Below are 23,105 nucleotides of genomic sequence, written 5' to 3'. Positions count from 1 at the left end.
CTTCCCTGCTTGCGAATGTTACCTCATGGCACAATGCCCATTCGCGCACATGTGTTTACGAGCGATGACGTTTTGCAACCAGAGTAAACTTATAGTCGCTAGATTTCACGTAGTTGCGGCTGTATTCAAATACGGTGTCATCAATTAAGTGACTACGCGTGCGCTTTTCAATAATCGGCAACGCCGGGTCAATACCGAGCAAGGCAGCAATATCACTAGGCGGAAGAATGGGGACAATTTCTTGCTCACTGCGATCGATGACTAAGCCTTTTTGTTTTTCGATATAGTCATACTTTGAACCTTGCATCACTTGATAAGTGAGGTCAGGGAACATCTCAATCGGCAGCCAAGTTTCTTCAACAGTAATAGGATTATCATCGACATAACGCACGCGCTTAACGTAGAAAATTTTATCACCTTCTGAGATATCGAGGTGTTCTGCGAGGGTTAAAGATGCGTTGCGGATCTCAAATGCTAATACATCACTACGAGTGACGGAGTCGAGGTGTGACCATTTTTCAGCAAAACTACTTTGCTGATAAATGTCGTAGTTGACTTTGTTTTGTTTAACGTATGTACCGCTGCCTTGTTTACTTTCAAGTTCACCGCTTTCCACCAATAGCTTAATGGCTTGGCGAACCGTGACTCGGCTGACCGAAAACTCTTCTCTTAATTGGGCTTCTGTCGGTAAAGCATTTCCGACTTTATAGTCTCCGGCACTGATCTTTGCACGAATTGCATCAGCGATTTGGCGATACATTGGCAATCTTGCCATACGTTTCCTCATGGTACTGGCTCTCGTGCTTACCACGCATGAGAGCAGCATTTTAAGCTATATTTAATCGTATACGAATTGGGTTCAATATGACAAGTAGTTGTTTGGTCTATTTTTGAATTTAGTAATACAACTATAATACATTTATTGATATAAATGAGATCCGGATCGCGGAACATTTGTATGTAATAGGTATTATTTGCTCATTGTTGTAGGGACAATAATAAATAATGTGACAATGGGACAACCGTTATGAACCTAACCTCTCTAACCAACCCATCGCTGATTAATCTTCAAACGACTTTTAATAGCCGTGATGAAGCGATCCGCGCGCTTGCCGATCAATTAGAACAACAAGGCAAACTGCATGATAAACACCAATATCTAGAAGCGGTTTTTGCTCGTGAAGAGCAAGGGCCAACCGCGCTAGGTGAAGGTCTTGCTGTACCTCACGGTAAAACTGATGCAGTAAAAGAAGCCGCTTTCGCTGTAGCAACACTAAAACAAGATATGAAATGGAAAGGCTTAGACGAAGATGAAGATGTCAATCTTATCTTCCTTATTGCTATTCCAAACGCTGAAGCGGGTTCAACTCATATGCATCTATTGACAGAGTTGACCACCACTTTGGTTGATGACGATGTGCGTGAAGCCGTATTAAAAGCATCCAGTGCAGAAGAGTTACTGGCCTTGTTTGACCGTCCAGATGACGTGGAAGAAAAACAAGACAACTTAAATACAAATGCACCAACAGTTGTATGTGTTACCGCATGTCCTGCTGGTATTGCGCATACCTATATGGCGGCTGAATATTTAGAAAAAGCAGGCAAAAAGCTGGGTATCAATGTTCATGTTGAGAAACAAGGGGCAAATGGTATTGAAGATCGCTTAACCGCTGAGCAGCTAAACAAAGCGGATGCTTGTGTCTTTGCCGCTGAAGTGGCGATTAAAGAGCTTGAGCGTTTTGATGGTATTCCTCGCGTAGAAGTACCGGTTGCCGAGCCAATCAAACACGCTGAACGCATTCTAAACGAAGCGCTAGAAGCGGCGAAAAACGGATCTGGCGCAGAGCGCGCAATCGCAACTGATGCACCGAAAAAACGCAACTCTTGGAAGACCGATGTGAAACAAGCATTGCTTTCAGGTATCTCGTTTGCGGTTCCATTGATTGTGGCGGGTGGTACGGTGCTGGCGATTGCGGTTCTGCTTTCTCGCATTAACTCAGACATGCTAGCGCTTTATAACGAAGCGGGCAGTTGGCTGAACATGTACCGCAAACTTGGTGGCGGTCTACTGGGTACGTTAATGGTACCAGTACTGGCTGCATACACCGCTTACTCATTGGCGGATAAGCCAGCATTGGGTCCTGGCTTTGCAGCGGGTCTTGCCGCTAACCTAATCGGAGCCGGTTTCTTAGGCGGCGTTGCCGGTGGTTTGCTTGCTGGTTACTTCATGCGCTGGGTGAAAGAGAACGTGCGTGTTAGCCCTGCGTTTAACGGCTTCCTGACTTTCTACCTCTACCCAGTACTTGGCACGTTAGTTGTTGGTTCATTGATGCTGTTCGTCGTCGGTAAACCAGTGGCATGGCTAAACCAAGGTCTGACAGATTTCCTAAACGGTTTGTCTGGCACTAACGCCATCATTCTTGGTGCAGTCATTGGTCTGTTCGTTTCATCTGACTTAGGTGGTCCAATCAACAAAGCTGCTTACCTATTCTGTGTGGGTGCAATGGCGAACGGTAACTTCGCGCCATATGCAATCTTCGCATCAGTAAAAATGGTATCAGCCTTTACGGTGACGTTCTCAACCATGCTTCGTCCTCATCTGTTTAAAGATTTTGAAATCGAAACAGGTAAGTCAACTTGGCTATTGGGCCTTGCAGGTATCACTGAGGGTGCTATCCCAATGGCTATTGAAGATCCAGTACGCGTAATCGGTTCATTCCTAGTCGGTTCTGCAGTTTGTGGTGCCATCGTGGGTGCAGCAGGCATTGGTCTACAAGCGCCAGGCGCAGGTATCGTGTCGCTATTCCTACTGGATTACAGCGCAGAGATCGGTGCATTTGGTGCTGGTGCAATCTGGCTAGGTGCCGCTCTAGTGGGTACCGCAATCTCGACCACAATGTTAATCGCATGGCGAGCTCACGCGATAAAAAAGGGTCAGTTTAACGCTCAGGTTGCGACTTCAAACTAACGCTTAACAGCATGAGGCATGGCTCTGCCGTGCCTCAGAAAGGTCTGCTGTTAAAGGCAGCAGATTTTTCATACTTAATCCCAAAAAATTTCAAGTTTTCAAATTTCGAGTCTCTTTACTGACCAAGTAAATCGCTCAATAGGTAATACAGTTATGACTACATCACGCGTTCATATTACTCCACACATGCACTGGGATCGTGAATGGTATTTCACAACGGAAGAGTCACGCATTCTTTTGGTAAACAACATGGAAGAGATCATGCAGCGTCTAGAAAATGACCCTGCATACAAATACTACGTACTTGATGGTCAAACCGCAGTGCTAGAAGATTACTTCGCCATCAAACCTGAGAACAAAGAGCGCGTGAAAGCGCTGGTTGAAGCGGGTAAGTTGATTATCGGCCCTTGGTATTCACAAACCGATACCATGCAAGTGTCTGGCGAGTCGATTGTACGTAACATGCTTTACGGTATTCGTGACTGTCTTGAGTTTGGTGATGCAATGAAGATTGGTTACCTGCCAGATTCATTCTCAATGAGCTCGCAATTACCTATGATTTACAACGGCTTTGGTATCAATCGTGCAATGTTCTGGCGCGGTTGTTCAGAGCGCCATGGTACCGATAAAACCGAATTCGTATGGCAATCAAACGATGGCAGTGAAGTGACTGCACAGGTGTTACCACTGGGTTATGCCATTGGTAAGTACTTACCTCAGGATGAAAAAGGTCTACGTGACCGCCTAGACAAATACTTCCCAGTACTTGAAAAACCATCGGTGACCAAAGACATTCTGTTGCCAAACGGTCACGACCAAATGCCAATTCAAAAAGACATTTTTGAAGTCATGGACAAACTACGTGAAATCTATCCTGATCGCGAGTTTGTAATGAGTCGTTACGAAGAAGTATTTGAGCGCATTGAAGCTATGCGTGACCAACTTGATACGGTAAAAGGTGAGTTTAACGACGGTAAATACATGCGTGTTCACCGCACGATTTCATCAACCCGTATGGACATCAAACTGATCCACGCAGAAGTTGAGAATAAGATCGTCAACATTTTAGAGCCGCTAGCATCTATCGCTTGGAGCCTAGGTTTTGAATACCACCACGGCCTGATCGAGAAAATGTGGAAAGAGAGCATGAAGAACCACGCTCATGACTCGATTGGTTGCTGCTGCTCAGACAAAGTACACGCTGAGATCCTAAACCGTTACATCCTTGCCGATGATATGGCGACCAACCTAATCAACTTCTACAAGCGTAAGATTGTTGACCATATGCCAGCGCGTGAGGGCTGTGACAAGCTAGCACTATTTAACCTATCACCATATGCACGTGAAGAGGTGATCAATACCACCATTACTCTACGTGCTAATGAATTTAACCTGTTTGATGAAAACGGCAATGCGATTGAATACTTCATTCAAGACCAACGTGTCATCGACCCAGGCAAGATTGACCGTCAGATCGTTCACTACGGTAACTACGATCCGTTCATCGAATATGACATTCAGTTCAAGCTTACTGTTCCAGCGATGGGTTTCACTACGCTGCATATTGAAGCGCATAGCAAAGGTAAGCAGAAAGTTGCAGAGCAAGGTGAATACGTTCTAGAGAACGATTTCTACCGCATCAATGTTAACGACAACGGCACCCTAACGATTTTCGATAAAGAGACGTTACACACTTACGATCAAGCATTGCGCATCGAAGATGGTTCAGATGACGGTGACGAATATGACTACTCACCATCTCGTAAAGAGTGGTTGTTGTATTCTGATGAGTTTACAGCGCAAACCGAAATCAAACACGAAGGTTTCCAGTCAGTTGCGAACATCAAGCTGCGCATGGCAGTACCTGCGAACTTGCAAGAGCGTGAAGAGCGTAGCGGCCAAAATGGCTTCCTAGATGTGGATTGCCAAGTGGTACTGAAACAAGGTAGCCGCCGCATTGAAGTGCGCATGGAGCTGGATAACCAAGCGGATGATCACCGTGTGCGTGTGCTTATCCCAACGCCATTTGTTTCTGAAACTGTGGTGGCGGATAACCAGTTTGGTTTGATCACTCGTCCAACTAACGATCCTGCGATGGAAGTTTGGGAACAAGAGGGCTGGAAAGAAGCGCCAGTGCCTGTATACCAGCTAATGAACTTTGCGGCGGTTGAGAACGCAGCTGGCGGCATGGCTCTGATGACTAACGGTCTGCGTGAGTTTGAAATCATTTCAAGCAAAAACAACGAAGAGCGCGATACTTTCGCTCTGACATTGCTGCGCGGTGTTGGCACTCTGGGTAAAGAAGAGTTACTGCTGCGTCCGGGTCGCCCTTCTGGCATTAAGATCCCAACGCCTGACTCGCAAACGCGTGGCAAGCTAGTGTGCAACTTTAGCCTGTTTGGTTACCAAGGTGATCACATCAGTGCAAACATCATGGCTGAGTCTCGTGACAACGTCACGCAAATTCAATGCTACAACAAGATCCCATACAACGCGATGAAGCTAAACGTGGGTGAGCAAGACAAGCCACTCACATACAGCTTGCTTGAAAAAGAGCAACGTGGCGCAGTGTTGAGCGTGCTGAAGAAAGCAGAAGATGAGCAAGGTCTTGTGATTCGCGTTTACAACCCAGCAGAAACGGGCGAGCTAGAAGATGGCGTTTGCTTTACTCAAGCTGTGAGCGCATGGCAAGAAGTGAGCATGGATGAGAAGCCGCTAACGGAATCTCAAACCCAGACAAGCTTTGGCACTTTGAAACCATGCCAAGCTAAGTCATTCCTAGTGAAGTTCTAATCTCACCATTGTTTTCAGAAATCCGCCTCAAGTGATGCAGATTAAGCATCACTTGAGAGGCTCTCATTTTAGGGTAAGGCGATAAATTGCTTTGCCCGCAGCTTTAAAGAGAATCTCGTTATGAATCAGGCATTATTCAAACTTGATAACGTCATTCAGAATTACGTTTGGGGTAGCCAAACAGCGATTACGGAACTGTTTGGCATTGCCAATCCAAGTAATCAGCCACAAGCTGAGATTTGGATGGGTGCACATCCAAATGGTTGCTCTAAGCTGGCTGATAACGGCATGCTCCTTTCGGACTTCATCGCTCAAGATCCAGTGGGTGTACTGGGTGATTACACGGTAGAGCGTTTTGGCGAATTGCCTTATCTGTTTAAGGTATTAGCGGCCGACAAACCACTGTCGGTTCAGGTGCATCCGCCGTGGTAAAGCTATCGCAGGCTATGAAAAGAAAACTCGCAGGGTATTGATCTCGCAGCGGGTAATCGCAACTACAAAGATGCCAACCATAAACCAGAGTTGGTGTATGCGCTGACATTTTACAAAGCGATGAATGGCTTTCGACCAATCAATGAAATCGTCTCGCTATTTAACCGCTGGATTGAAACGCTGCGCAGTGAGATCGACGCACCTCGCAGATATGCTAAGTAAAAGGTTTAAGCCAGTTCTTTGCAGTAGTGATGAATCTTAGTGGTGAGCGTAAACAACAAGCGCTGGCGGAACTGCACCAGCCATTGCCGGACGAGCTAAACCGCTCAAGCTCGTGAAGCCTTTGCGCTTATTGCTGAATTTAACCAAGAGTATGCCGATGATATCGGTTTGTCTTCCACTAATGCTTAATGGTTGAGCTTGAGCCGGTGAGGCGATGTTCTGCATGCTGAAACACCACATGCTACGTCAAAGGTACGGGTTTGGAGATCAGGCCAACTCTGACAATGTGTTTGCGGGTTTGACGCCAAAGCATATGGACGTCGCCGAGCTGATTGATAACACCAAGTTTGTCTCGATTGACCCGCAGCACATCAAGCTAACACCTTACCAAATGGAAAACAAAATTGGTTATCCAATTCCCGTGGATGACTTTGGCTTTGAAGTGCTGAAATCAAGTACGGAAGTAACATCTCAGTATGTACGCGGCGCAGAAATTCTGTTGTGTGTTGAAGGTGAAGTTAGCGTGAGCGATGGTAAACAGAGCATGACGCTGAAATCGGGCGAATCACTGTTTGTGTGCAGTAACGCTCGTCGCTATCAATATCAAGGTAACGGCACGTTAGCTCGCGCGTTTAACTAGTATTGAGCTCGAGTCAGCGGCTTAAAAGCTCGTTACTCAATTTTCCCCTAGGTTGTGTACCAACGTTAGTCACCGCTCCTAAAGTAGAAAGCCCCAAGGTTGATGCCTTGGGGCTTTGTGTTTAGCTTCGATAAAACACCGCCAGCCACACGGTTGGTTCATCAGGTGATGTCGCTTTACTCGGTGCTTTGATGTGCTGGAATGTTGAGATGATCACCTGCGTTAAGTGTAAAGACGTCACCATTGTCATATTCAATCACGCCAAAGCCACTCAGAACTAATACCCATTCATGTTCTTCTTGATCGTACCAACCCTGCTCTGGAGAACTTTGTCCATAAGAAACGATGCGCTCGATACGTAGGCTTCCGCCTTTGAGTATGTCGGTAAACTCTTCATGGTCGAGTTTGTCGGCAATATTGGCAAAGAAATTGTCCATCGGCATGTTGATGTTCCTTATCGGTGGGGCTTGATTAAGCGCTCAATGTCGCCAGTCGTGGTGATGGGTTGCCAAGCAAAGAATTTATGCTCGGCAAGCTCAAGCATTGGCACATCTTCATAAGTATCGCCATAGGCATAGATGTGCCGAAAACTTTCAAGCGTTTGACCTTGCTGAGCCAGAGATTGTTTGAGCAAACGGACTTTGTTCTCTAGGCTGCAGTCACCATCGACATAAGCACCCGTGTAGCGGTTATGTTTGATAGCCAGCTGGCTACACACCAGTTTAATACCTTGTTGCTGGCACCAAATGTTCAGATAGGGGCTGAGTGAGGCTGAGACCACATAGATCTCATCGCCATTGCGCTTATGCCATTCAAGTTGCTGTTGTGCTTCTGGGCGGATGACCGATGGTAAGTAATGGTCAACAAAGCGCTGGGCTATCGCATCGAGCTCATCACAACGGCGATACCCATAGGCGATGCGTGAGAGAATCGGGCGAGTAAAACGCAGGTAACCATCCGAGTTTGTACAGCGCAACTACGGGCGAGGCAATGATCCCTCCAATAATCAGGCGAGATTTAGGCGTGGCAAAATAAAGAAACCTGGTGAACGCGTCTTGATTTGTGATGGTGCCATCGAAGTCAAATAGTGCGAGATTCATGATGATGGACTTGTTTGCCATTTGCGGCGTTTGTTCTCTCTTTGGCCACAAATGCTTGTTCAAGGTCAATATCATAGCGATTTGCTATTGAGCACAGATAGATAAATATATCGGATAGTTCATCGCCGATTTCACCCACCTTTGATTGAGGGTCGATCAATCCCTTCTGCTTTACGAATCGCTTTAAAGAGCTCACCAATCTTCTCACCCAGCAATAAACATTTTTCAACGGAGGCTGATTGGCAAAGCCACGTTCTATCTCCACCGCTACATAGTGTTGAAAGTCAGCTAAGGTTGGGGAGGATTTTAGCTCTGGCATGATGGTCTCAAAATAAGTAGAGTCATGGTGACTTGAGTATAAATTGCCTTAATTTATTTCTCATCAAAATAATAAAGGCGCAGTTGTCAAGGTATTTATTGATAGTTCTAATATCAGCAATCGATTGGTAGAAATAAGTTTTAATAGTGTATCGATTGTGATGCGTATTTAAATCACGCACATTTAGCTTGTGTTTTATACAAGCAATATTGCAACTTAACATCCTGTAATAACGCATTTCAATATCACAAACACTGTTAATTTAATTATGTCAGCACGTTAATACTTTATGCTGCTGTGAAATATCATTGTAATAGCCTACGATTTTCAACCATAGACTATTCTCGGTGATTAGGTGCCCTGTTCACTTAAGGACTAAAGAAATGAAAACATATGAACAAAACTGGGACTTAGAAAACAATATTACAACTGATGCAAGTAACTGGGCGCAATATCGTAATGATATGCTCGGTGCATTTCCTGCCTACCAAAATGAGAAATCCGATCCTCTCGCCAACGCCATTAATCGCGCCGTTAAAGCGCTAGACCAGCTTCGCCCAGATGCTGAAGGCCCTGCTTTTCTTGGTAAAACCCAGCACTAACTATCGACTTCGATCATGTTAAACGAATCAGTATGCCAGCGGTTATGAGCACCACTGACAAAGTGATTGATGAGACGATTGAGCTGTTTGAAGGTTTACCAAACTCACCCATTGACGATGTAACGTTATTCCGCAAGCGAATACTGCTCCATCGTTGCCGCCGTTCTATCCGAAATCTCGCCTAATATTCTTGAAGGTGAATATTCATGGAACGCATAACCGCGCAGAACTAGAAAGTGGCATGCTAGGTAACCTATTTGGTTGGAACTCGAAAACACGGGCTGTTTGTATACTTATGGTGGCTCAGGTTGTTGGACTTACCATGTGAAATACGCTCTTAGCCGTGTGCTTAGAGATTCACGTCAAAAGGTGCGTACTGACGCGAAAGTGATCGTTCTCACCAAGCTCACTATACCATGCTTAACAGTACCGACTGGATGGGTCTTGGTATGGATAACATCATTAAAGTGCGTACTGATGTTCATTCCAACGCAATGGATCTGGAACATTTAGAAGAAATTCTAAAAGAATGTCGTGACAACGATATTCCTGTTGCCTCAGTGGTTTGTACTATGGGTACTACTGACGCAAACGCATTTGATCCGGTTGAAGGTGTGCGTAAATGGACAAATACCCAAATAACCCTGAAAATATGGTAAAGCGCTACTTTACTGTGACTCAGTGGTGGTTTGGGCATGGGCGACGTTCAAAGAGTATGATTTTGAAGCAAACCCACTTCAATTCTCCAAAGAAATCATTCCATCACTAAAAGCGAATGCGCAAGCGCTATCTGGTGTGCAATATGCAGATGCCATTGGTGTCGACTTCCACAAAGTAGGTTGGTCTCCATATGCAAGTAGCTGTTTTGTATATAAAGATAGTGAAGAGTTTGAGACACTACTTAAACGTCCTGCTCTGCGTATTTACAACCACGCTCACCATATAATCCATTGGATTACACCCTCGAAGTGTCTCTCGTGCGGCAACGGGCTCATTAGCGGGTTGGGCAACCAAAATACTTCGGTTACGAAGGCTTCCAAGCGATTCTTGGTGGTATTTTAGAAAATCAATACTTCCTACGTAACGTGATCGCTCCCACACAGAAACCGTGTGTGTGAACTCAGAAGATCATGGTTTGGTTACTTTGTTTCGTGCATACCCAGACGGTGTTATTGCTGAGGAGCAATATAGAAAAGAACTTTATATCCTGCTTATAAAGAGCAGTTGGTTGAAAATAACATGTTGACCAAAGCGATCGGTGACAAACTTTATCACTGGTTCCGAAGGCAAACAAATTAACGGTAGATACACGCCATATATTAGCTTTAGCACAGGCTTCCGTGTGGCTGAATATAATGTGATGATACCGATCCCGACGCTTATATTTTCGCTCTGAAAATATTCCCAATGAATGTGCATATCACCCCTGAAATTATGCGCTACGCAATTGATTGTGTGTTGTTAGAGATGAAGTTCTTCTGAACGCTAATTCATCGGTAATAACGTGCCAATAACTCGCTTATTGGCACGAGTAACGTATCCATTCAACTTTATGATTGCGTAGTCAGCGATGTGGTTTGTCACTGCCTAGTTCTTGTGGGTATGGGCACTTCATCAACCTAACCGCAACTTGAAGCTGAATGGGTATAGCTGTTAACTGTGATTTAAGGGTTAACCTATGTCTGAAAGTACTTCAGCCACGACTAGCTCAACCAAAACTAAGCTAACGGTGGCAACTCTTGCGGTTATGAATGTCACTACGGTAGTCAGCTTGCGTGGGCTATCCTCAGAAGCGGAATATGGCACCACCGCTGCATTTTATTATATCTTCGCTGCTCTGTTCTTTTTAATTCCTGTGGCTTTGTGCGCCGCAGAACTTGCAACCGGTTGGCCGCAAAAAGGTGGCGTGTTTAACTGGATCAGTAAAGCATTTGGTCACCGTTTGGGCTTGGCTATTTATCTTCAATGGCTGGCGACCACAATTTGGTTTCCAACTGTGTTAATTTTGCGGGTGTGGCGCTGGCATTTATCGGCCCTGATCAAACTTTTTGACCAAGCCTTGGCGGCTAACCGGTTTTATAGCGGTGCCGTGGTGCTGGTGGTGTATTGGTTTGCAACCTTTATTAGCTTAAAAGGCGTCAGTACAGCATCGAAAATCAGCTCTCTAGCGGGCCTTATCGGTACGATTATTCCTGCTATTCTGCTGGTCACATTGGCTGCTATCTACATAGCCAATGGCAATCCGGTGCACTTTGATTTCTCCATGCAGCACTTTTTCCCTGATTTGAGTAATTTCAATAACTTGGTTTTAGCTGCGAGTATCTTTTTGTTCTTTGCCGGTATGGAAATTAACGCCGTACACGTCACTGAGGTTAAGAACCCATCGAGAGACTATCCGCTAGCGATTATCTCCGCGAGTCTCTTTACCGTGCTGATCTTTATTTTCGGTACTCTATCTATCGCCACCATCATCCCAAAAATGATATTAACTTAGTGCAGAGCTTATTGGTCGCTTATGACAAACTGTTTGCACACTTTGGTTTAGGTTGGCTAGGTAATGTAACTGCTGCAGCCATTGCGTTAGGGTACTTGGTCAAATCATTGCGATTATTTCTGGCCTTCTGCGGGTATTCTGCAGGTGGGTAAAAGGCTATTTGCCTTTGTCACTGCAAAAAGTGAACAAAATGGCGTGCAAAGAAATATTCTGATGTGCCAAGGTGCGATTGTGACCATCCTTGTGATTGTGATGACCGTATTACCTTCAGTACAAGCTGCGTATCAAATGATCAGCCAATTGGCGGTAATTTTGTACCTTGGCATGTACATTATGCTGTTCCTTTCCGTGATCACTTGCGTTACAAAGAACCGGACACACCAAGACCATACAAACTTCCTGGCGGAAAATTTGGCCTTTGGCAATTGCAGGGACAGGTCTGATTGGGTCGATTCTTGCCTTTGTGTTGAGTTTTATTCCTCCATCTCAAATCTCTACGGGTTCGCCTTCATACGTCGGTATTTTGGTGATTGGCACCGTCGCCTTTACGGTGATCCCATTTGTTATTTATGCCTGCCGTAAACCAAGTTGGGCAACTTCAACCAATGATTAACGAGTCGTGATAACGAGGGCTTTATGTTTAAGGCCCTCATCACTGGAGAGAGTAGAAATGAATACTGTTAAAAAAGCTCGCCCCAACTGAATAAAGGTGCGGTTGCCAAAATCAGCGTGTTGACGTTTGCCGTAATGAACATCACCACGGTACCAGCACCAGAGGGTTAGCGCCAGAAGCCGAGTACGGTTTGACATCGATTTTTATTACTTATTTGCGGCAGTGTGCTTTTAGTACCCGTGTCTTTAGTGGCGGCAGAGCTCGCGACCGGTTGGCCACAAAAGGTGGGGTATTTAATTGGATTAGTGCGGCATACGGAAAACGAGCGGGTTTTGTTGCCATTTATCTACAGTGGCTGGCGACAACGATTTGTTTCCCAACCATGTTGATCTTTATTGCGGTATCGATAGCCTTTATCGATAAAAGCCCCAACAAATTGCGGCCAATAAGTATTACATCCTGTCTGTGGTGCTCGGTATCTACTGGTTTCAACACACCACCTCTAAAGGGATCAAGTCTGCGGCGAGAATAAGTGCTGCTGCAGGGATTATCGGTACGCTTATTCCATTGCTTATTTTGTTTGTTAGCGGCATTGCTTATGTGATGGTAAAGGCAATGTTGAATTCCTGTGTCAACCAGCCAGTCTGTTTCCAGACTTCCATCAATTTCACAGTTTAGTGCTCGCTTCAAGCGTGTTTCTGTTTTACCCGGTATGGAGATAAATGCCGTTCACGTGCAAAACATGGACAATCCTTCCAAAAACTACCCAATAGCGATTGGGATTGCCTCTGGTATGACAGTGCTCTTTTTAGTGTTGGGTACACTCATCATCAGCGCAGTGGTTCCTCACGCCAAAATTAATCTGGTTGAAAGCCTCTCATTACCTACGACACCATATTTAGTTTCTTCCATATGCCGTGGATGAGCAAGTCATCACCGCCGCGATTGCGATTGGTGTGTTCGGGCAAATTACCGTGATTGTAGCTGGCCCATCAACCGGGCTATTTCAAGTCGGTCAAGAGGTATCTGCCTCCTAGGTTGCAAGGCAGTAATCAGAACGGGGTACAAATGCCGATTTTGTATGTGCAGGGATTGATTGTTAGCATACTGTCGTTGGTGTTGATTGTGTTGCCTTCGGTGCAATCTGCGTTTCAGATTCTTGGACAGTTGGCATCAATTCTTTATTTAATTATGTATTTGATGCTGTTCTCTGGAGCGATTTATTTACGCTATAAATCGCCACAAGTGAATCGGCCTTACAAAATACCATTTGGCAATCTAGGGATTTGGGTGATTGGTATGCTGGGGCTAGTTTCAAGCTTTGTGGCACTAAGTTTGAGCTTTCAGCCACCCTCACAAATCAATACCGGCAGTGCATTTTCCTATATTGCCATTCTGGTGGTGTTGACCTTGGTGTTTTTGCTGATTCCGATATGGATTTATCAAAATCGCAAACCTTCTTGGATGAGCAATAAACAGTGATGGAGAGGGACTTAAGGCTCGATTGTGGAGCCTTAAGTTTCTGAAGAAATGGTATCAGCAGCCAGAATGAACCACATCTAACGCCATGGTATTGTCGGTGCTAGCAGGGTATAGATGAGGTAGCATTGAGTATTTTCATCGCTCACATTACCGGGATACAAAATCCACCAAGGTTATTAGGGTCGGTTCTGAGCCCAAAGTTGGATGTGTTGCCTTGTCCAAATTCGACTAACTCTATGTTGGCGATCGCACTTAACTCGTCAATGGCTTGAGCTGGAGTACTGGTAAAAAATGGATTGCCATCAACAGAGTTTTGCTTAATGGTGACACCATTTATCGTCAAACACACATCATCAGAGCATTGCGATAGATCGGCACTCGGCACAAGGATTTTGGATTGAAACAAAGTAAAGGCTGAGACGATGCTCCCTTTGACGCCTTGTAATGTCGATTGCTTAGCATCGGATTGTAAGTTTAAAAATCTTGGTGCTGCGGTGACGGCTAAAACCTAGAACAACGATCACGACAACCAATTCAATTAATGTAAAACCTCTTTGCTTATTCACGATTTACCCTCGCATTTGGCAGCAAAATTACACGAAAACCTCAACAACAAACGCTAAGTAACAAGCAATTTGTCGTGAGCTAGATGGTGTAGGAGTGGTGGATAAGACCGAGTTTAGTCAAATGCTATTTTTGTTATTTAGACGTCGGTCTGCTCGCCGACAACTTACCCGATTAGACAAAGTAGGCGAATGTTTGTTGTCAAAAATGTGAACGCTTTGTCGGTAAATGTTATCAACCGGAAGGACGCACATGCCGTGATAAAATGCGCTTAGCTTCTTGTTTGACATCCTCACGTTTTCGCCAAGACCACAATCGTTCGCGAGCCCCTTTCGCGCTTGCTTCGATATCAATCACAGGATTGAGGTAAGGTGAATCAGGTTGAAGTTGATACATTACCGCTTCCATCGGCGTTATCTTCCAGGGTTCAAAGATTAATGGAGCAGGAAGGAGCGCCAATTCTGGTACCCATTTGCGGATAAAACCCTTCTTCGTCATGATCTTGTGCTTGCTTTGTGGGGTTATAGATGCGAATCGTGTTGGTCCCCGTCACACTCGCTTGCATCTGAAATTGAGGATAATGAATGCCCGGCTCAAAATCGAGGAATAGCTGCGCTAGGTGCGTGACGCCATCACGCCAATTCATATTCAAATGATGAGTCAGAAAACTCACCAGCATCGCTCGCATACGAAAATTGATGTAGCCAGTATGATGTAAACAACGCATGCATGCATCAACCAGCGGGATGCCAGTAGTACCGTTTTTCCACGCGTTGAGTGTGTGCGCATTTTTGTCACAGTTTTGACTGAGGAGTGCATCATAGGCTTGATTGACGCAACGTTGTTCCATCTCGCACTCAGATTCGAATTTCTGCATAAAATGGCAGTGCCAATGGAGCCTCGATGAGAGCGCGATCAGACTGCGACGAAATCCCGCTAACTTCCAGTTTTGTAGCAAAAATTGGTATACCTCGCGTAACGAAATGTTCCCCTATGCCAAATAAGGAGAGAGGCGAGTACAAGCGGTTCTTGATGCTTCTGGCTTAGAGATACAGCGGTAATAATCTTTGCCACGTCGTTGGAAGAAATCTTCCAGTGTTTTCCATGCCACATCGCTGCCGCCAGTCTGCATGCCTTGGTGCTTATTTAGATAGCTGTCTGGTGGTGTAAATTCGAGGTTAAGCTGTGCGGCGTCTAGGCTGATGAATGTTTTTTTCTTGAGTACCACCAGTTCAATCGGTGCTCGCATTATATTTTGCCAATGTTTATCCCAATCAATACGATTTTTAGCGCCTCGAATGACGGCGCCTTGAGGCGTCTGTTGCCAGCGAATACCATTAGCTTTAAACCATGCCGCCATGGTTTGGTCTCGCTCAAAGGTGCACTTAAGCCCGATTTCTTGATGGGAGAACACGCTGTTGATATGGAAGTGAGCGTGAAGGGTACGAAATACGTCAAGCGCATTGCCATACAGAATAGCGATGTGGTGTTGTTGAGTGTTTAGTTTGGTGTTGATGTGTTGCAATGATTGCCACACAAAGCGCCAATGACGTTCACTGTAATGCATCATTAAGTAGCATTGGTTCGAATATGTACACCAGTAGGGTGGGAATGTTCGATGAAACCGCGTGTTTTAGTGGTGTGTGATCCGTGAGTCTGAGATCTCGTTTGAACCATACAATGTTTATCGTTTGCATTGTTACCCTTTTGCGTTTGTTCGTTGTACGCAAGATAGGCGCGAATATCTCACTCAAGGCGGATTTAAAGGGAGTCAGCAAATAAAATCCCACGCTAGGTGGGGATTGAAATCAGTCAGAGATTATTTCTTTGCTGGAGCATGGCTTTCTTGCCACGCATGCTCTAGACCTTCAAGTTCAGGGAACTTCGAACGGTCGAAAGTTGGTGTTTTACCTTTTTCAATTGCGTTTCGTAATCCCTGATCACTTTGATTGCCAGTTTTGACAGTAGAACTAGTGCGATAATGTTAGTAATCGCCATCAGACCCATAGACGCGTCAGCTAGGTTCCAAACCACAGGCAGAGAAGCCACAGAGCCAAACATTACCATGCCTAGTACACAAGCACGGAAAGCCATTAAACCTTTCTTGCTGTTGCCGTTTAGGAACATAACGTTGGTTTCTGCGTAGCTGTAGTTCGCAATGATTGAAGAGAAACAGAAAAGAATGATCGCCGCAGCCATGAAGTAAGTGGTCCATGAACCTAGCTCATTAGTTAGGCTTGTTGCAGTAGACCGATACCCGATGCCGCATCTGGCTGGTCCATCACGCCGCTTAGCATGATCATTGCCGCTGAAGCCGTACAGATCACTAGCGTATCAACAAACACGCCTAGCATTTGTACAAAACCTTGTGACGCTGGGTGATTTGGGTTTGGCGTTGCGCTTGCTGCTACGTTTGCTGCAGAACCCATACCCGCTTCGTTTGAGAACAAACCACGTGCGATACCGCTTTGCATTGCTTGTGCTACGGTGTAAGCCACACCGCCAACTGCTGCTTCTTCCCAGCCAAATGCACTCTTAACAATCAGTGCTAGGACAGCTGGAAGTTCAGTGATGTTCATCACCACAATAATCAATGCAATCAGTAGGTAACCCATCGCCATAACTGGCACGATGCTGGTTGATGCTTTTGCTACTTTTTGTAGGCCGCCCATGATAATGAATGCTGAGAAGGCAACAATCACCACACCAGTAATGGTTTCATTAAAACCGAATGAGTGGCTGAGAGCGTCAGTGATGGTGTTTGCTTGAACCGCGTTAAACACTAAACCGAAAGCGATGATCAAAAAGACTGAGAATAGTGAGCCCATCCAGCGCTGGCCTAGGCCTTGTTCCATGTAATAAGCTGGACCACCACGGTATTGACCGTCGATGTCTTTTACTTTGTAGATTTGCGCTAGCGTTGATTCAACAAATGCCGTTGCCATACCAAACAGCGCGATTAGCCACATCCAGAAGATAGCGCCAGGGCCACCGACAGTCAGTGCTACAGCCACACCTGCCATGTTACCTGTGCCCACGCGAGCAGCCATAGAAGTACAAAACTTGGTAAGAGCTTAATCCGTTATCAACTTCACGACCACTTTTAAGGATTTGTGTCGCATGTTTAAATTGACGAAGCTGGATAAAGCCAAGACGAACGGTGAAGTACACACCGACAATCACGAGAAGGTAAACCAGTACCTGACCCCAAAGTACGCCGTTGATGGCGTTGACTACGCTGCTTAACCCTGTATTTAACGCAGCTAGCCACGATTCATTGGTAGTATTCATATTTTTCCCATATATGAGGTTCTATTAAAATCAGTAATAGAACGAATGGGGATCTCCTTGCTCAACTCTTGGTCGTTCGTATTGTTTTGTTTTCCCGTGATAGTTTTAATTACCAAAGGGAACCACCAGAGCGAGAATGATCTTTACTGTTAATAAGTCCTTAACGTTAAAGATCGCGGCGAAACTATCATGAAATCTCAGCGATATTTAGTTTGGAATATGTAACATTTTGTAAATAATCGGATACATTGTCCTGATAACGGGCTTTGACGGCAATATTTGCATCATTATGAATTTTGGGGCTTTTATCATTTAATGAGAAATAGCAAACGTTTGGGTGCCTGATTTCATAGTTTGAATTCCGATTAGAAAGAATGGAATTGAAAAGATGAAATTGTGTTTAGTTGAATTTTGTGCAGGTTTGTGAGCGAGTTTGCTAGTAACACTAATCAATGTAGATGTGATGAAGATGGAGACGCGGGTATGGAGACCTTAATAAATGCAGATTTTAGCCAACGAGTGGTAATTAGACCTAGTGATTATCAATGGGTCAATTCTCCGATGCCAGGCGTGACGCGCATGATGCTGGATAGGGTCGGCAGTGAGGTTTCGCGCCACATCATTGGTACGTTATCAGCCCATAGCGAATTTTCTTCTCATATCCATGGCGGCGGCGAAGAGTTTTATGTTTTAGAGGAGTGTTTTCTGATGAGCATGGTGACTATCCTGCAGGCAGCTATACGTAACCCAATAGGCACTTCTCATACACCAAGAATTGGCTCTCATGGAGCGGTAATTTTTGTCAAATTGCATCAGTTTGATCAACATGACCAACAACGGGTCAATATCGATACCAACAGCCAGTGTTGGCAACAGGGGCTGGTGAATGGTTTGCAAGTGATGCCGCTGCATAGCTTTGGCTCTGAGCACATATCACTCGTTAGCTGGGCGCCTAATACCCAGTTCAAAAGCCATCAGCATTGGGGCGGAGAAGAAATTTTGTGCTGTCTTTATATGATGAATATGGTTCTTATCCTCAAGGCACATGGATACGTAGTCCTCACCTTAGCCAACATTGTCCTTATACATTGAATGAAGGGGCGTTGATTTACGTAAAAGTAGGGCATCTCAATAGTATTGGGAAATTAGGTTAGCTGGGTTTGATTTGATGTGGAATGTCGATCGATATCATATGTCGTTACAAACTCCGTGCTTTAATCCTTTACATCTGAAGCAGAGCGATGAACACTTCGTCACGGAATGTATTATCAGCCTTTAAAGTAGAATTAGTTCAAAAATTATGAATAACACGACAACCAAAAGTCGAACTCTATTCGAAATCTTGTTTAACGTCTTTATCCCATCATTTATCTTGATGAAGTTCAGTGGCGAAGAACACCTTGGTACTGCAATGGCCTTGGTGGTTGCGCTGCTTTTTCCTGTTGTTTACGGTGGTATGGACCTTATCCGCAGCAAGAAGGTTAACTTTATCGCCATACTGGGTTTCGTTAGTGTTACTAACCGGTGGTATTGGCCTGTTAGAATTAGATACCCGTTGGTTAGCACTTAAAGAAGCGTTGATCCCGGTTTAATTGGTTTAGCGGTATTAGGCTCAACGTTTACTCGCTACCCATTGATGCAGAAGATGATTCTTAACGATACGGTTCTGAATTTAGCGCTTATCACTGAGCGCCTAAAAGAAAGTGGTAAGTCAGAAGCGTTCGATCGTTGTCTAATGTCATCGAACTACATGTTTGCCAGTACTTTCGCTTTTTCTTCGGCGATGAACTACTTCCTAGCGACTTGGATTGTGACTAGCCCAGCAGGCACTGCCGCTTTTAACGAAGAGCTCGGTAAGCTTACGCTATACAGCTACCCTATGATTGCGATTCCAAGCATGATTATGATGTTAGGTATTTTCTACTACGTATGGCGTCAAATTCGTGCCATGACTTCACTAGAGACGGAGCAAATTTTCCATCTCAAATAGTATGGTTTATTGCACTTATTAAAGTGAATGCCAATTTAATTACCCGCGCCCAAAGTGATTCACTTTGGGCGTTTTGCTATCTGGCCGAGACAAAGCGGGGGAATAGGCGGCCTCCTTAATCTTCTGTGAAATGCACCGCATATTTTATGCAAATGACATTTATCTTATTTCTACTCTTGAGTCTCAAGATTACATTGAGTTTTAGCTAATTTATTCTAATAAAGGTCTTACCCAATGGCTTACCTCGAACTTAATGGAATGTGGTAGCCACTTGCCACAGCGCCCTGATATCAATATTCCTATGTCACTTCCGGAGATAACGTCACAGCGTTGCTGGAGGCAGATTTAATCCCCAACCCTACTTTGCCGATAATGAAAAACAGACTCGCTGGATAGAAGAGTGAATGGCACCTTTCACGCCAGTTTGAAGTTGATGCGCACGTTAAATGCCAAACAAATTATGTTGACGTTAACTCGCGTCGATACACTGGCGACGTTCTACAAACGGTGAGCAAGTACTGAACTGCGGCAATATGTTCGATCAGTATCGATTGGACATAAAATCATTCTTAACATTGGGTTCCAACACGATTGAAATCCACTTTGATCGAGTTGATTTAGCGGGCTTAGAGCGCGCGAAAAAGCTGCCATTTGCTATTCCTTCTGCAATGGGTAATAACCAAATCCCCCACATGAATTTGATTCGCAAAACTCAATGTCATTCGGGTTGGGATTGGGGTATTTGTTTGATGGTGTCAGGCATATACGATCCGATGAAGGTCGATGTCATTGATGATCTATGGCTTAAAAACTTCTCAACCGAACAAGTGTGGCAAGATGACGGCAGCGTGGTGGTGCAAATTGTGGTTGAAATTGAGGTGGATAGCCCTCAGTTGGTCACGGTAGAACTTGCCGATGAGCCCACGTTATTGAAGCGGAAGTGAGTGGCTACTATTGTTTGAGTTTGATATTCAAGAGCCTTTGCGCTGGTGGCCGGCTGGTTATGGCGAAGCACACCTTTATTCGATTCTGTGAGTTGTGGCGAGCAGCAATTGACTCGCAAGATAGGTTTACGCCAGCTCAGTCTTAATACTCAAGCGGATGACATTGGTTCGGCAATGGAGTTTGTGGTTAATGGTGTGCCAATCAACGCCAAAGGAGCAAACTGATTCCTGTCGATGCTATGCCAAGTAGAGTGAACAGCGTTACCGCAATCGCCTGTGCGGTTGATGCCAACATGAATATGATTCGTGTGTGGGGAGGCGGCAGTATGAAAGTGACACCTTCTACAATCTTTGTGACGAACTGGGTCTGCTGGTTTGGCAAGATATGATGTTTGCTTGCTCGCTCTACCCGTCAAATGACGCGTTTCTTAAAGAAGTGGAGCATGAGCTGCGCTTTCAAATTCCACGCTTAAAAGAGCATCCATCGATTGCGTTGTGGTGTGGTGACAATGAAGTAATTGGTGCCATTGGTTGGTATGACGAATCTAAGCACAACAAAGTCAAATATACGGTTAACTACGATCGCCTAAATCGTATGATCGAACAAGTTATCGCGCAGCAAGACGATTCACGCCGCTTCAAGTTCTCCATGTAACGGCGAGTTGGATTTTGGTGATGCATGGCATGATGATAGCAAGGGTGATATGCATTTTTGATGTTTGGCATTCTGGCAAATCCTTCAATGCTTATCTTGATATCAATCCCCGTTTTTGTTCAGAATTTGGCTTCCAATCGTGGCCATCATTTGCTGAAACCAAAACCTTCGTGCCTGAGCAAGATTGGAATGTCACGTCGCCAACGTTTGAGCAGCATCAGAAGAACCCGCGTGGCAATAGCATTATCACTGAAATGTTTACCCGCTATTTCCGCTTCCCATCGGGCTTTGAGCACATGCTGTATCTCAGTCAAGTACAGCAAGCGATGGCGATCAAAACCGCGTGTGACCATTGGCGAGCGATTTCACCGCTTTGTCGTGGCATGTTGTACTGGCAGCTCAATGACACTTGGCCGGTCAGCTCTTGGTCGAGCTTGGAATACAGCGGACGTTGGAAGCAATTGCATTACCATGTGAAACGCTTTTTTGCGCCGCAGTATCTGGTGTTTTCAGAGCATACCGGAAAGCTAAGCCTGCATTTACTTAATGATGGCAAAGACGCGACATGTGTGAGTGCTTGTTTGCAATGGGTTAATTGGTCTGGTGAAGTGCAGCAAAGCTGGCACATAGAGCAAACTGTCGCGAATGACAGCAATACCGTTGTGTGGCAATTAGAAGATGGCATCGATCAAGCGGCGCTAAAATCGGGCTTTTTCCATGTCACGGCTCAAGTGGGTAATGAGACCTTCAGCAATACGTGGTTTGCGACTCATGAACTGAAATCTCTACCAATGCAAAAAGCGAATATAGAGGTGAGTATTGAGGGCAATCAAATCACATTGACCGCCGATAAGCCAGCATTCTTCGTACATTTAGAATGTGACAGCGATGGCCGCTTTAGTGATTCAAGCGTGACCTTGCTGGCCAACCAAGCTAAGACAATCGAGTTCTTGGGTGAGGATGTGCAAGCAATGGCAAGCAGTTTACGCGTCTACCATTTGATGCAGTAGGTGAAATAGAGAGGGAGACAGAGATGTCTCCCTTACCTTTATGTTTCACTATATTTTATTGTATAAAGGGAAATGCTTCCCCCATTGATTGATGAATCGATATTCAAATTGATACCAATACCTATATTGTCCAACCATTGCCACTTTGTCGGGCGGTTGATAAGCCAACCAAAAGATATTTCGTAATAATGACTGGTATCGAGTTCATCATTGAGTGTTGATGAGAGATCGACCCGTTTGGTGCCTAAAAAGAGCGTTTGTTTTTGAGCAAGTATGTCAAAGTAACCGGTGATTTCATTGGTCACATACGCACCTTCAGGGTTACCAATATTGCCATTGTTGGCATCGCCCCATGTATATCCGTAGAAATAGGTCCATTTCGATTTTAAATCCCAGCGTCCCCAGTTTGTTTCCTGCCGATAATTAAAACTCAGGCTGGGCTCATAGACATTGGCCCACGCAGAAACATTGAATACACGATCATCGAGAAAGAATTCGATTAAGCGCGAGACATCGCTATTGGGCTTAAAATCGTTTTCGTAATACATCAGGTGGGTGGAGATTTGAGGAGTAATCGAAAACTGCTCGCTAACGCTATAGACATACCCATAGCCGAGGGCGAGTCCGATGGTGGTTTCTTTGAGAGCATCTTTGGGTAATTCTTCGCTCAAAAGTGTTACGTCGATATCAGAAGAGATCGCGTAAGCTTTCATCATGAGTTTATGTTTATTATCGCTATTTTGAATGGAAAACTCTTTGTTGAAAGGAAGGATATAGATGGATTTACTTTTTCGTTCTTCGAGAGATTGTTCGTTACCGATGATATCGATATCGGTATTAAAAATTTCATTTGGGTCAAAACTACCAATACCAAATTCAACCGCATCAGAACCGATAATAAAATACCAGCGGCGAAGCGCTGTTGAAGAATGTTTTGGATGGCGCTATCTAAATCATCCGCACGAACTTGTTTCGTGACACTCGCA

Annotated in this window: 21 protein-coding genes and 7 pseudogenes; 15 read left to right on the top strand and 13 right to left on the bottom strand. The window is 44.9% G+C overall.

Annotation, left to right across the window (positions count from 1 at the left end; all coding sequences use genetic code 11):
* Positions 1-55: 55 nt before the first annotated feature.
* Positions 56-775 carry a GntR family transcriptional regulator gene (locus Vt282_RS19550; RefSeq protein ID WP_167515617.1) on the bottom strand — a complete coding sequence of 240 codons (720 nt, stop codon included), beginning with the start codon at positions 773-775 and terminating at the stop codon, positions 56-58.
* A gap of 252 nt (positions 776-1,027) precedes the next feature.
* On the opposite strand from Vt282_RS19550, the gene mngA reads away from it, so the two are divergent.
* From mngA to manA, 3 genes and pseudogenes are all read left to right on the top strand, one after another.
* Positions 1,028-2,968: a PTS 2-O-a-mannosyl-D-glycerate transporter subunit IIABC gene (mngA, locus tag Vt282_RS19545; RefSeq protein WP_162064475.1), complete on the top strand. Its 1,941-nt coding sequence runs from the start codon at positions 1,028-1,030 to the stop codon at positions 2,966-2,968.
* Between the two features lie 153 nt (positions 2,969-3,121).
* Positions 3,122-5,761, top strand: coding sequence for a mannosylglycerate hydrolase (mngB, locus tag Vt282_RS19540; protein WP_162064474.1), 2,640 nt, complete (start codon positions 3,122-3,124; stop codon positions 5,759-5,761).
* A gap of 120 nt (positions 5,762-5,881) precedes the next feature.
* Positions 5,882-6,415 (top strand): annotated as a pseudogene (manA, locus tag Vt282_RS21895) (mannose-6-phosphate isomerase, class I).
* A 36-nt stretch (positions 6,416-6,451) separates the two neighbouring features.
* On the opposite strand, the gene Vt282_RS21890 reads toward manA, so the two are convergent.
* Entirely contained in the window at positions 6,452-6,640 is a 189-nt protein-coding gene (locus Vt282_RS21890) for a hypothetical protein (protein WP_415663460.1), read from the bottom strand.
* On the opposite strand from Vt282_RS21890, the gene Vt282_RS21885 reads away from it, so the two are divergent.
* Positions 6,639-7,055: a cupin domain-containing protein gene (locus tag Vt282_RS21885; RefSeq protein WP_415663459.1), complete on the top strand. Its 417-nt coding sequence runs from the start codon at positions 6,639-6,641 to the stop codon at positions 7,053-7,055. The genes Vt282_RS21890 and Vt282_RS21885 overlap by 2 nt on opposite strands.
* Before the next feature lie 121 nt (positions 7,056-7,176).
* Here the strand turns inward: Vt282_RS21885 and Vt282_RS19530 are convergent.
* The 3 genes and pseudogenes from Vt282_RS19530 to Vt282_RS19520 all read right to left on the bottom strand — a co-directional run bounded on the left by Vt282_RS19530 (position 7,177) and on the right by Vt282_RS19520 (position 8,474).
* A pseudogene (locus Vt282_RS19530) lies at positions 7,177-7,492 on the bottom strand (cupin domain-containing protein).
* A gap of 17 nt (positions 7,493-7,509) precedes the next feature.
* Positions 7,510-8,031 carry an HAD-IB family phosphatase gene (locus tag Vt282_RS19525; RefSeq protein WP_232055243.1) on the bottom strand — a complete coding sequence of 174 codons (522 nt, stop codon included), beginning with the start codon at positions 8,029-8,031 and terminating at the stop codon, positions 7,510-7,512.
* A 104-nt stretch (positions 8,032-8,135) separates the two neighbouring features.
* On the bottom strand, positions 8,136-8,474 hold the full coding sequence (locus Vt282_RS19520; RefSeq protein WP_232055242.1) for a nucleoside triphosphate pyrophosphohydrolase family protein: 339 nt from the start codon (positions 8,472-8,474) through the stop codon (positions 8,136-8,138).
* Between the two features lie 383 nt (positions 8,475-8,857).
* Between Vt282_RS19520 and Vt282_RS20275 the strand changes: the two genes are divergently transcribed.
* The 6 genes from Vt282_RS20275 (at position 8,858) to Vt282_RS20045 (ending at position 12,183) form a co-directional block, all read left to right on the top strand.
* Positions 8,858-9,076: a hypothetical protein gene (locus Vt282_RS20275; protein ID WP_197740108.1), complete on the top strand. Its 219-nt coding sequence runs from the start codon at positions 8,858-8,860 to the stop codon at positions 9,074-9,076.
* 32 nt (positions 9,077-9,108) lie between these two features.
* Positions 9,109-9,261 carry a hypothetical protein gene (locus tag Vt282_RS20270; RefSeq protein WP_197740107.1) on the top strand — a complete coding sequence of 51 codons (153 nt, stop codon included), beginning with the start codon at positions 9,109-9,111 and terminating at the stop codon, positions 9,259-9,261.
* A gap of 231 nt (positions 9,262-9,492) precedes the next feature.
* Positions 9,493-9,735, top strand: coding sequence for a hypothetical protein (locus Vt282_RS20265; protein WP_197740106.1), 243 nt, complete (start codon positions 9,493-9,495; stop codon positions 9,733-9,735).
* Between the two features lie 22 nt (positions 9,736-9,757).
* A complete protein-coding gene (locus Vt282_RS20260) occupies positions 9,758-10,138 on the top strand; it encodes a hypothetical protein (RefSeq protein WP_197740105.1) in 381 nt (126 codons plus the stop codon).
* Between the two features lie 616 nt (positions 10,139-10,754).
* Positions 10,755-11,570: an amino acid permease gene (locus tag Vt282_RS20050; protein WP_162064473.1), complete on the top strand. Its 816-nt coding sequence runs from the start codon at positions 10,755-10,757 to the stop codon at positions 11,568-11,570.
* A gap of 418 nt (positions 11,571-11,988) precedes the next feature.
* Positions 11,989-12,183: a hypothetical protein gene (locus Vt282_RS20045; protein WP_162064472.1), complete on the top strand. Its 195-nt coding sequence runs from the start codon at positions 11,989-11,991 to the stop codon at positions 12,181-12,183.
* Here the strand turns inward: Vt282_RS20045 and Vt282_RS20255 are convergent.
* Both Vt282_RS20255 and Vt282_RS20250 read right to left on the bottom strand, forming a co-directional pair.
* On the bottom strand, positions 12,180-12,380 hold the full coding sequence (locus Vt282_RS20255) for a hypothetical protein (protein WP_162063747.1): 201 nt from the start codon (positions 12,378-12,380) through the stop codon (positions 12,180-12,182). The two genes, Vt282_RS20045 and Vt282_RS20255, sit on opposite strands and share 4 nt — an antisense overlap.
* 145 nt (positions 12,381-12,525) lie before the next feature.
* Positions 12,526-12,873, bottom strand: coding sequence for a hypothetical protein (locus tag Vt282_RS20250; RefSeq protein WP_197740104.1), 348 nt, complete (start codon positions 12,871-12,873; stop codon positions 12,526-12,528).
* A gap of 294 nt (positions 12,874-13,167) precedes the next feature.
* Here Vt282_RS20250 and Vt282_RS20245 point away from each other — a divergent pair, with 294 nt between their 5' ends.
* Positions 13,168-13,665, top strand: a complete 498-nt coding sequence (locus tag Vt282_RS20245) for an amino acid permease (RefSeq protein ID WP_332057990.1) — start codon at positions 13,168-13,170, stop codon at positions 13,663-13,665.
* Positions 13,666-13,807: 142 nt separating this feature from the next.
* Here the strand turns inward: Vt282_RS20245 and Vt282_RS21130 are convergent, their stop codons facing one another.
* The 5 genes and pseudogenes from Vt282_RS21130 to Vt282_RS21110 form a co-directional block, all read right to left on the bottom strand.
* Entirely contained in the window at positions 13,808-14,071 is a 264-nt protein-coding gene (locus Vt282_RS21130) for a hypothetical protein (RefSeq protein WP_232055306.1), read from the bottom strand.
* A gap of 5 nt (positions 14,072-14,076) precedes the next feature.
* A pseudogene (locus Vt282_RS21125) lies at positions 14,077-14,231 on the bottom strand (prepilin-type N-terminal cleavage/methylation domain-containing protein); the annotation flags it as partial.
* A 232-nt stretch (positions 14,232-14,463) separates the two neighbouring features.
* Positions 14,464-15,926: pseudogene (locus Vt282_RS21540) on the bottom strand (cryptochrome/deoxyribodipyrimidine photo-lyase family protein).
* Between the two features lie 163 nt (positions 15,927-16,089).
* Positions 16,090-17,252 (bottom strand): annotated as a pseudogene (locus tag Vt282_RS19480) (alanine/glycine:cation symporter family protein).
* A gap of 1 nt (position 17,253) precedes the next feature.
* On the bottom strand, positions 17,254-17,520 hold the full coding sequence (locus Vt282_RS21110) for a hypothetical protein (RefSeq protein WP_232055240.1): 267 nt from the start codon (positions 17,518-17,520) through the stop codon (positions 17,254-17,256).
* A 483-nt stretch (positions 17,521-18,003) separates the two neighbouring features.
* Between Vt282_RS21110 and Vt282_RS19475 the strand changes: the two genes are divergently transcribed.
* From Vt282_RS19475 to Vt282_RS21535, 4 genes and pseudogenes are all read left to right on the top strand, one after another.
* Positions 18,004-18,612, top strand: a complete 609-nt coding sequence (locus Vt282_RS19475; protein WP_269472639.1) for a cupin domain-containing protein — start codon at positions 18,004-18,006, stop codon at positions 18,610-18,612.
* Positions 18,570-18,674 carry a cupin domain-containing protein gene (locus tag Vt282_RS21395; RefSeq protein WP_269472668.1) on the top strand — a complete coding sequence of 35 codons (105 nt, stop codon included), beginning with the start codon at positions 18,570-18,572 and terminating at the stop codon, positions 18,672-18,674. The genes Vt282_RS19475 and Vt282_RS21395 overlap by 43 nt, the downstream gene beginning before the upstream one ends.
* Positions 18,675-18,820: 146 nt before the next feature.
* Positions 18,821-19,510 (top strand): annotated as a pseudogene (locus tag Vt282_RS19470) (VC0807 family protein).
* A 234-nt stretch (positions 19,511-19,744) separates the two neighbouring features.
* A pseudogene (locus Vt282_RS21535) lies at positions 19,745-22,119 on the top strand (beta-mannosidase).
* A gap of 38 nt (positions 22,120-22,157) precedes the next feature.
* Here Vt282_RS21535 and Vt282_RS19460 read toward each other — a convergent pair.
* A complete protein-coding gene (locus Vt282_RS19460) occupies positions 22,158-23,015 on the bottom strand; it encodes a Solitary outer membrane autotransporter beta-barrel domain (protein ID WP_269472667.1) in 858 nt (285 codons plus the stop codon).
* Positions 23,016-23,105 lie beyond the last annotated feature (90 nt).

Source organism: Vibrio taketomensis (genome assembly GCF_009938165.1).
Taxonomy (GTDB): Bacteria; Pseudomonadota; Gammaproteobacteria; order Enterobacterales; family Vibrionaceae; genus Vibrio; species Vibrio taketomensis.
Note: the sequence above shows the minus strand (reverse complement) of the source record. Positions and strands in the feature narration are given on the sequence as shown.